This is a genomic window from Pseudomonas sp., assembly GCF_030698175.1.
Lineage (GTDB): Bacteria > Pseudomonadota > Gammaproteobacteria > Pseudomonadales > Pseudomonadaceae > Aquipseudomonas.
In genome coordinates, this window is the sequence record NZ_JAUYNT010000011.1 from 77,499 (window position 1) to 87,091 (window position 9,593).

The window sequence follows — 9,593 nt, forward strand, 5'->3', positions numbered from 1 at the left end:
GCCCGCTCAATGAAGAAGACATAGAAAATAAAGCTTTAATTTTGAGGCCAGTGAACGGAATAAAACCTCCTTCAGAAACATAAAAATAGCCGCCTCATACATTTTTCATCCATCACAAACCTATGGAAAGGTGAGCCAGAAATGAGCACAGCAGTAGCATCGCCTCATACAGCCGCCCCAACTTGGAGTGGTTTTATTTATCAGGGCCACTTGGCTCTGTACCACTCAATTGACTGCCTGATTAAAGGAATGAACTTTACTCTTCAGATCGATAGCATCGATGACTTTTCGATCATTGTTAACGGACAAGCCGTTTCTACGCACCAGGTGAAAGCGCTCAGCAACAACAAGCGGACAACTTATTTAGAGGCTCTTGAAAAAGCAGCCTGCACTTCAATGCTGTGTACTGCATCAACGAAACGCTACCTCCATACGTCTGTACCACTGGATGACACTACGAGTCATCAAGGAGCGAATGGAAATACCGTTGAATTTTACAGTTATGAAGGATCGGATTACTGCCCACTGCACGAAGTTGAAGGCGCGATAAAACGCAAAATTAATTCTTACCTCGCTCTCAGCGGCCTACCATCAAGCACCTTCCTCATAGATTTGAAATTTTATGCATTACATAGCCTTATAAGCTCACAGGTCGTTTATATTCACGCGTGCTGCCAAGATGATTTAATGACAGCAGCTGATGCCGCGTTCACCCAAACAATAAGCAGTGCGAAAATGGGAGAGCTTCTTGCTCTTAGCGCTGAACATGAAGATGACTTGATCTATCAAAGATACAAAGCCAAACTAGCTATAACTGAATCAATATATAACTATACAAATTCTATGGCCAGCAATGGCAAGAAAGAGGCGATCACTAGGATCAACTCAGTATATGACAAAATAAAGGAACTAAGTGACGAAAGCTTCACTTGGCTATGGAAGTCCCTTTGCTTGGGCTCACCTGCATATAGCGTTAGCCAAAACAGCGTTTATGACTACATAGATATAATATACGAGATAGATAGAAACCCACTCCATGACGGCCGGCCACCCTACTACAAATGCAAATCTGAAAACTTCTATTTACCCACATCTATCTCCACTGCAAATCCAAGGCGAGAAAACATATTTTCCGAAAACTTAATGGATCAAATAAAGCGAGATCCAGACCTAATTGATATTTTGTACGAGTTCCAATGGCTAATTGCAGGAAATAGTACTGACTTTTCCCCGACCGAACGTTTTTGCGCGACCACAGGATCAACACGAGCTGCTGTTGAAGACGATTTTTTTGACGCGACCCTGGATCGTAAAAAAATAACCAAGGCTCTTGATGCCATAATAATTTCAAAAGATAGCGCAAAGGCAAAAATAGATGATTAAACAAATAATTATACAAGCTGCGCAACAACATGACTTTGAACTTATCCATGCCTCGAGTGCCAACTTAGAAAATAGCGAAAGCATGGGCGAAGCAATTTCATCACTAAACGAGCCACCAACATACATGCTTCAACATAGTGGTGAAAGCAAGCGATTTCTAACCATTATAGAATGTTCACAACTCATCTCGCCTCAGCAGCTGAATAGCATTGCCCTTCAATTTGCACCAGACACATTTAAATCAGACCCCGCTTTTGACAAAAATACTGATTTAATTATACTTCACCGCTTAAAACTCAGAGCAGACTTCACAAAAATCGAGAACTCAATATTTGCCATCGAAGAAAACCCTTACTATTTTAAAAAATACTTTCTCTACTACAGCGACCAAGAACTACTACTCCTCGACAAACACAACTTTGACAGCATATCTCGCATAGTCATGGACGAAAGAGAGTTTTCTGAATATCGCGATGCCCCCTTAGAACCTACGCTATACAGTATCGCTGCCAGAATCTATATCAAGCTTCCCTTTATAAGGATTCCTATAAAAGAGAGCGCCCTCAAACCGCTTAGCGTATATGTAGAAGAAGTAGTTTCAGAGTTAAAACTCGAAAAACTATTTAACACACTTACTGACTTCGAACTTCAACCCTTAGAAAAAATTGCAGAGATTTTAATAAATGAAGAAATGGAAAATCTCCAGGCTTAAAATCGAAAATTTCAAGCCATTTGAAGACACCTTATTTGACTTCCGCAAAGCCGCCATGATTACTCTAGACGGACCCAATGGCTTCGGAAAAACCAGTATCTTTGATGCGCTGGAGCTTTTATTCACTGGCAGCATATCGCGCATAAAAAAAATAAATGAAGCGACGATAGCCAAGAATTTCAAGCAAAAACAATTTACGGAGAATATTTACTGGAATAGAAGCCAGCTAGGCGATATTGCTATTAAAGCCGAGCTTGCTGACACTGATACTGGCGAAAATATTATTCTCGCTCGCATAGCCGAGACTTCAGAGCTTGTGAATCCTGCGAACAACTCTCCTGACGACTTCCGGATATTTAAACTATATAAACTAGCCACATTAGAACCAGACTCCCCCAGAGAGGAGGTAACCGCTGACTTCTTAGAAGAAATTCTTGGGGAGAATTTTTTAAAAAATTTCGCCATCCTCAATTATTTAGAGCAGGGACAAAATCGTTACCTCTATTCAAAAAAGGCGAACGAGCGAAAAGATGGGATCAACCACCTTATTAATGTTGAAAAGCTAACCAACCAAATCTCAAGGCTTAGCGATCTAGAAAAGCACATAACCTCTAACTTCACAGGAAAAGAACATGTTCAGATTAAAAATAACCTTAAAGAGAAAGCAGAGCGCCTTAGCAAACTGATTCAGGACTCGTCTATTGATATTAGCTACAAGCGCTTAAGCACTGCATCGCCTACACCGTCCTGGGATTTGCAGAATCCAATTTTTTCCGATGGAGAAGGCGATTTTGAGCAATTGCTCAACGAGGTAGGGAAAGTCAAAAAAATTCACGCGAATTATGAAGAGGTGCTGACCAGACGAAGGAATAAATCGTTAGACTCGTTCATTTCAAAAGAAGCAGACATTAAGCTCGCACTGCAAATCGGCTCGCAGATACCAAGGCTTGAGCCCCTAAAAAATCTAAATATCTTATTACTTAACTTAAAAAATGACGTAGAGCTACTGCAAAAACCCGCTTCAAATATCGACATTAGCGATATAGCAAAATTCAAGACCCCTGTACTACTTACCAATATAGAAGGCTTATTAACCTCACGCAATGAACTCTTAAGTCTAAACTCTGACGCTGATCAAAAGTTAACCGCACTTCTAAATGCACAAGCTCACCTCTTAGAAAAGCACCAAGAGTGTGGAAGTATAGAAGACGAAAAATGTCCCTATTGCGGCTTTGACTGGGAGACTAAAGACTCTCTGCTCCAAGCGGTTGAAATTACAGCTAGTGACTTCAGGTCTAGAATAGCCGAGTCAGCAGCCAACTTAGAAAGGATCACTAATCAGCTTCAGCAAGAAGCCAATATTGAGCTCGCAAAATTAAAATCCAAGAGAGACATCGAAAGCAAAGGATTTGACGAAAATCTTTATAAAGCACTAATTGGCGCAGAAGTTAAGTTTCCTACTATCCAGGAAACCCTGAAGACACTTAGCACATATAAAATACAGCCACCCCCCGTCTATATACCTGACAGTTCAGAGGTAGACATCCTATTCAATGCCGCAAGCGATATAATTCTTTCCTCGAAAACTCCAGAGAAAGATACTCTTCCTGAAAATTGGTCAATCACTCTGAAAGTCTCATTCTCCGAGGAAAATGGCATATCGTTGCTTTCAGCCGATGATTTAGACCAGAAGGAGCATTTCTTAAAGACGGAGTATGAGAAGCGCAATAACAAAGAGTATCAAGAAACTTTAACCAAATTTCGCGCAGCAGAACAAATTCTTTCTGCCGCAGAGAAAACCAAAAATAAAGTAATAACGCTTAGAAAAGCGCTAGACAAAACTGCGCAGAGCTATGCTAAGAAAACAATCTCAGATATAGAACTACTGTTCCATATTTATAGTGGGCGCTTGATACAGAACTACCAGCGTGGATTGGGGCTTTTCATCACCAGTGGAAAGGGCGATGTTCTAAAATTCAACACTGCTGAAAAATCAGAACATGATGCAATTTTGTCCATGAGCAGTGGACAGATCGCATCGCTAGGAATGGCGTTTTTTCTGACTTTAAATAGAGTTTATGCAAGCAATTCTTTTATCCTGATTGATGACCCTGTTCAGTCAATGGACGAAATAAATGTTGCATCACTTAGCGACCTTCTGCGTGTAGAACTTCCTGATAGACAAATACTTCTGTCAAATCACGAACTAGAGGTGTCTACTTACATGCGCTACAAGTTTAAACGGGGCGGATTATCTCAAGCATCCATATCTATGCTTAAACAACAATAGCGAGAAACTTAGTACTATTGCGACAACTGCGTTACCACCGAATAATTAAGTAGGTAACGCAGACTGCCGTGGCGAACTGGCAGTCCAGCGCCCCCTAGCACTTGAGCCACTCGACTTCAAGAATCTACTCAACCACTACGGTATGAATACACGTGGTACGACTGGAGGTACACCAGCAGTACAGAGGTCAGTTACCCCCTGTTTCGCCAAATTAGCCTCAACACCAGTAACCACGCTACTTTCAGCTAACTGTACCTACGCTAAGCTACGCCCGATTTTACTGGGTTTGCAGCGTTTCCAGGCAACTCATAATCCTTTGGTCCACGGTTCGAGTCCGTGTGGGCCCACCAGTTTCAAAGCCGCGCACTGCGCGGCTTTTTTATGGGCGAAGTAAAAGCCGCCAAACCAGTCCGCGTAAACAAACAGCCCACCGCAACCATTAAAATCTGAACAGCTGGCAGCGCCCCCTCAGGAGCGCTGCCAGCGCCGAGCTAAATGCACGATTGTGCTGCTGGCCGCGTTTACACCAACAATCACGCCTTGAGGCGAATGGTTTAGCGCCTACACGCACACCCACGGCAATCGGACGCGGCGACGCCCAAACAATAAAACTCAAGCTACGCTCACCTGTGAGGTTAAGCGGCCGATACCCCGCAACGGCAGAGATGCAATTGCCTCGTCCTGTAAGCCCGTAAATAAATAGAGGCGCAGGATTTGAAGAATTCCACAGCGAAGGAGCTGTTCAATGCGATTACCACTGATTCTGCTGTCTGCCTCTGCAACGCTGGGGTTTAGCTATACGGTGCAGGCCGCGGCGCCCGCCGACCAAGTGGCCAAACTGGGGCAAAGCCTGACACAGCTAGGCGCCGAAAAAGCCGCCAACGCCGACGGTAGTATTCCCGAATACACCGGCGGCAATACCACGCTACCGGCCGGTTTCACCAGCGGCGACAGCATGCGCCCGAACCCCTATGCCGATGAAAAACCGACGCAGGTAATCGACGGCAAAAATGCCGCGCAACACCCCGAGCGCCTGACCGCGACCGTCACCGAACTGCTTAAGCGCTTCCCCGATTTCAAACTAGATGTTTACCCCACTCACCGCTCAGCCGCACTGCCGCAATGGGTGCTCGACAACAGCGTGAAGAACGCCGCCAATGCCAGCTCTACCGGTGGTGGCGTCGGCATTGCCAATGCACTGCCCGGCACCCCCTTCCCGATTCCGGCCAGCGGCAGCGAAGCCATGTGGAACCACCTGCTGCGCTACCAAGGCAGCACCGCCAACAGCAAGTTCGATAACTGGAACGTCGACAGTGCCGGCACCGCGACCCTGGCCACCACGGGCGACGCCACCATCAGCTATCCCTTCTATCAGGACCCGGCGCGCACCACCGTCAGCGATCCGAAAGAAGTCTTCTATCGGGTTAAAGTCGCCTACACCGCGCCGGCTCGCCGCGCTGGCGAAGCGGTGCTGATTCAGGATGCCCTTGACCCTCTGGCCCAACCCCGGCGCGGCTGGCAATACCTACCCGGGCAGCGCCGGGTGAAGCTGGCTCCCGATCTGTCCTATGACACACCAAACCCCGGCTCAGCCGGCGCCTCCACCTACGATGACACCTATGTCTTTTCGGGCGCACTGGATCGCTACGACTGGAAACTGGTCGGCAAAAAAGAGATGTACATCCCCTACAACAGTTACGCCATCGTCTACGACATCGACGTCGGCAAGATGACCACCCCAAACTTTGTTAACCCCGCAAAAGTACGCTGGGAGTTGCACCGCGTCTGGGTGGTCGAGGGCACTCTGAAACCTGACATGCGCCATATTTACCAAAAACGCACCTTCTTCCTCGACGAAGATACCTGGGCTGCAGTGGCGTCCGATGAATACGATGCACGCGGCGGGCTGTTTCGCGGCTCACTGGCGTTCCTGGCGCCGAGTTATGACGTGAAAGTGCCTGTGGGCCCTGCCCATATGATTTATGACCTGATTGGCGGCAGCTACAACATCACCGGCATGACCGGCCCTTACGGCGGCGTGAAATACATTCCCGACCTGACCAGCATGCAATGGTCGCCGGAGTCATTGAGCGGCAGCGGTATCCGTTAAGCCAACAAGCTCTGCGCCGCAACTAAAATGGCCTGCATCTGCAGGCCATTTTTTTAGCTAAACCCCAGCCAACGCAGTTTCAAACTCGCCACAGGCACCCTTCCTTTTATGCCGAGACTCGCTATCGATCCAACCACGGATACGTGGACGCCCTATGCCGCCGCACTTATCGTATGTTAAGCCGCGGCGCGACAGCTGCCGCTAGTGATACTTCGCGTTGATCGCGTCAATAACGCCTTCCTTGCGCATCACCTCAAGTGTCGCATTGAGTTTTAGGATCAGATCGTCCGGCGCACTTTTATTGAAGGCCAAGCTCATTTGCGTCTCCCTGAAGGTAAAAATCACCTTGGGTGGCGTGGCTTTTTCCAAGGCCGCCAGGTATGGCCCCAGGTATTCGCCGGTAGCCCAGAGTTGAATGCGTCCGGCGTCGAGTTTTTTGGCATTAGAACGGTCATTCGGTGCCAACTGCAACTTACTGAAGCCCTGAGCCGCCAAGTATTCAGCCACCGCATCCCCGTAATAGCCGCCAACGGAGTACTGCTTGGCATCGTCCAAGCTGGTGACTTTAAGCGTCGAGTCAGACTTGGCAAAGAACACCCAGTTGTTACTCACCAGCGGCCCCACCCACTTGAACAACTCTTCGCGCTCCGGTGTACGGGTGGTGGAATAGAGCACCGTATTGGGCGTGTTTAGGGTCTGCTCGTATGCGCGCTTCCAAGGCAGCAGTTTGATTTTGTACTCAACCCCGGCCCGCTTGAATAACTCCTCAACGATCTCGGTTGCTAACCCGCTAATTTTATTTCCAGCGGCCATCATATTGAATGGCGGATAGTCTTCAGTGAGCACCTCAAGCGGCTCACTGTGGGCGCTGACAGACGTCAGCCAGCCGCCAAACAGCAGCCCCTGGCAGAGTAATTTCAGGTTCATGGTCGATGCTCTTTTCGGGTGGGAACCCTATAGGTCTAGCAGTATTTCCCAGACTCACCAGCGCGACATCCTTGGCGAGCCGAGAAGAACTAACCTAGAGTTATTCACGGGCCACCCACAAGGAAAACCACCCATGCAAAGGCTACGCAATGTACGACTCGGCGCCTGCTTATTGGTCAGCCTCACCGCGCCAGCAATGGCTGAAACCTTCAATCTAGCCAGCCTCGACTGGCCACCTTACACCGGAGAAAAACTCGCCGGACAAGGCATCTCGTCACAAGTGGTTAAGGCGGTTTTCGAGAAGGCCGGCGCCAACGTCAACTTCAAGTTTTTACCTTGGCAGCGCGCCGTCGACACCGCCCGCAGCGATGCCAGCTTCGTTGGCTATTTTCCAGAGTACGCCGACCCCAGCAGCCCTTGCTTGTTCTCCGAGCCGATTGGTAATGGCCCACTGGGCTTTGCCGAGCAGAGCGCAAAGCCAATTAGCTGGAGCTCGCTGGCCGACCTCAAAAGCGTCAAAATTGGCGTAGTTGCCGGTTACGTCAATACCGCCGACTTCGACAAAATGGTGGCCGCCGGCGAACTCAAAACCGACGTCGCCACTTCCGATGAATTGAACCTGCTGAAGTTGGCAAATGGCCGTTTCGACCTCGCCGTAGTAGACCAGAACGTCATGCAGTACCTGCTGCAGACTAGCGCCAAGCTGAAACCCCTGGCCAGCAAGTTGCGGTTCAACAGCAAGCCACTCGAGGATAAGACCCTGCATGTGTGCTTCACCAACTCAACCGCTGGCAAGCAGGCGCTAGAGCAGTTCAATGCGGCGCTAAAGCAGGTGGATATCAAACAACTTAACCAGCAAGCAGCCCAGTAACCCCGACAAGGTTCGATGCCTTATCCGCCGGCAAACCTGCTGGCGGATCAATTCAAGTCGAATTGATCGGATATTATCAACACAAACAACTGTTTCGTTTGACATATTTTACAGCCAAGGCACACTGAGGCACGGTTATGCCTCTCCTCAAGCCTGCGCCAGTCGCAGCAGCAGCCATCTGACAAACGCCGCTACATAAAGCTAGAACGCTCACATTGCGGCGTTTTCAGCGGATCAGGCAGAACCGCCACAACAGTCCGGGTCACAGCAGCACTGACTCTGACTGCACAAAAACGGCAAGCGCCGGCTTGCCTCAAGGTGACATATGTCTAACAACACTGGCAACACCCAAAACCCTAAGCGAAAACCGGTTGTACTGATGTCCATGGGCGCTCAAGAGCGCAAAGGCCATGACTACCAAGTAATGACCAAAAAATACATGAGCCCGCTGGTCGAGTTTGCAGGTTGCGTGCCTCTGCTGGCACCCACTTGCTTCGGCACTGCGGACCTCGAGCAATACCTGTCCATGGTCGACGGCGTCTACGTGACCGGCGCCGGCAGCAACATAGATCCAACACTCTACGGCCAAGAAAACCTGACTCCAGACAAAGCCCAGGACCAAGACCGCGACCAGTTCGACCTGCCGCTGATTCGCGCAGCATTAGCCAAGGGCTTGCCATTGTTCGGCATTTGCCGCGGCATGCAGGAACTCAACGTGGCGCTGGGTGGCGACATGCATCAAAAGCTCTACGAAGTCGATGGCCTCAATGACCACCGCGAGGACGACAGCACGCCACCGGAGGAGCAGTACGCCGATATTCATGCCGTGCGCCTGGTGCCCAATACCTGGCTGGCTGAACTCATGGGCCAAGAAGAAATCCCGGTCAACTCACTGCACGGCCAAGGCATCAAAACCCTTGGTAAAGGGCTGCAAGCCCTGGCCCACGCCGAAGATGGCGTGATCGAAGCCATTCATCTGCCAGACCAGCCGCAGTTCACCCTCGGCGTGCAATGGCATCCGGAATGGCAGGCCGCGCAAAATCCGCATTCGATGCGCTTGTTCCAAGCCTTCGGGGCGGCGTGTCGCAAACAAGCGGCGCAGCGTAACGACTAGCTAGAACGCGATTTAGTCTGCCGCAGAAACAACAAAACCCCGCCGAGCAGAGTGTGTGAAAACGCATTCCTGCGATCCAAAAACAAACGCCCCGACTGGTTCGGGGCGTTTGTTTTTGGAGGATGTAAGCGTTGGTTTTTTGAAAAACGGATTATCCGTCCATCAAGGCGATCATTTGGCGGGCGC

Annotated in this window: 7 protein-coding genes; 6 read left to right on the forward strand and 1 reads right to left on the reverse strand. The window is 49.2% G+C overall.

From position 1 onward, the window contains the following. The first annotated feature begins 141 nt into the window (after nt 1–141). The 4 genes from Q8R10_RS05635 to Q8R10_RS05650 all read left to right on the forward strand — a co-directional run bounded on the left by Q8R10_RS05635 (nt 142) and on the right by Q8R10_RS05650 (nt 6,495). On the forward strand, nt 142–1,383 hold the full coding sequence (locus Q8R10_RS05635) for an ABC-three component system protein (RefSeq protein ID WP_305651812.1): 1,242 nt from the start codon (nt 142–144) through the stop codon (nt 1,381–1,383). Continuing rightward, complete coding sequence (locus Q8R10_RS05640; RefSeq protein ID WP_305651814.1) at nt 1,376–2,095, forward strand: ABC-three component system middle component 1; 720 nt, start codon at nt 1,376–1,378, stop codon at nt 2,093–2,095. The genes Q8R10_RS05635 and Q8R10_RS05640 overlap by 8 nt, the downstream gene beginning before the upstream one ends. After that, nucleotides 2,067–4,385: an AAA family ATPase gene (locus Q8R10_RS05645; RefSeq protein ID WP_305651816.1), complete on the forward strand. Its 2,319-nt coding sequence runs from the start codon at nt 2,067–2,069 to the stop codon at nt 4,383–4,385. Before Q8R10_RS05640 ends, Q8R10_RS05645 begins: the two co-directional genes overlap by 29 nt. A gap of 745 nt (nt 4,386–5,130) precedes the next feature. Next, the gene (locus Q8R10_RS05650) at nt 5,131–6,495 is read left to right on the forward strand and encodes a DUF1329 domain-containing protein (RefSeq protein WP_305651817.1); all 1,365 of its coding nucleotides are present in this window, start codon (nt 5,131–5,133) and stop codon (nt 6,493–6,495) included. A gap of 201 nt (nt 6,496–6,696) precedes the next feature. Here Q8R10_RS05650 and Q8R10_RS05655 read toward each other — a convergent pair whose 3' ends face one another. After that, the gene (locus Q8R10_RS05655; RefSeq protein ID WP_305651819.1) at nt 6,697–7,422 is read right to left on the reverse strand and encodes an ABC transporter substrate-binding protein; all 726 of its coding nucleotides are present in this window, start codon (nt 7,420–7,422) and stop codon (nt 6,697–6,699) included. A gap of 133 nt (nt 7,423–7,555) precedes the next feature. Here Q8R10_RS05655 and Q8R10_RS05660 point away from each other — a divergent pair, with 133 nt between their 5' ends. Further along, nucleotides 7,556–8,293, forward strand: coding sequence for an ABC transporter substrate-binding protein (locus Q8R10_RS05660; RefSeq protein WP_305651821.1), 738 nt, complete (start codon nt 7,556–7,558; stop codon nt 8,291–8,293). A 325-nt stretch (nt 8,294–8,618) separates the two neighbouring features. Continuing rightward, nucleotides 8,619–9,407, forward strand: a complete 789-nt coding sequence (locus Q8R10_RS05665) for a gamma-glutamyl-gamma-aminobutyrate hydrolase family protein (RefSeq protein ID WP_305651823.1) — start codon at nt 8,619–8,621, stop codon at nt 9,405–9,407. The last annotated feature ends 186 nt before the right edge of the window (nt 9,408–9,593 follow it).

Bases quoted from the DNA above. Each gene is read 5' to 3' on its own strand.
- Q8R10_RS05665 (WP_305651823.1), top strand. From the start codon at position 8,619: ATGTCTAACAACACTGGCAACACCCAAAACCCTAAGCGAAAACCGGTT.
- Q8R10_RS05660 (WP_305651821.1), top strand. From the start codon at position 7,556: ATGCAAAGGCTACGCAATGTACGACTCGGCGCCTGCTTATTGGTCAGC.
- Q8R10_RS05655 (WP_305651819.1), bottom strand. From the start codon at position 7,422: ATGAACCTGAAATTACTCTGCCAGGGGCTGCTGTTTGGCGGCTGGCTG.
- Q8R10_RS05650 (WP_305651817.1), top strand. From the start codon at position 5,131: ATGCGATTACCACTGATTCTGCTGTCTGCCTCTGCAACGCTGGGGTTT.
- Q8R10_RS05645 (WP_305651816.1), top strand. From the start codon at position 2,067: ATGAAGAAATGGAAAATCTCCAGGCTTAAAATCGAAAATTTCAAGCCA.
- Q8R10_RS05635 (WP_305651812.1), top strand. From the start codon at position 142: ATGAGCACAGCAGTAGCATCGCCTCATACAGCCGCCCCAACTTGGAGT.
- Q8R10_RS05640 (WP_305651814.1), top strand. From the start codon at position 1,376: ATGATTAAACAAATAATTATACAAGCTGCGCAACAACATGACTTTGAA.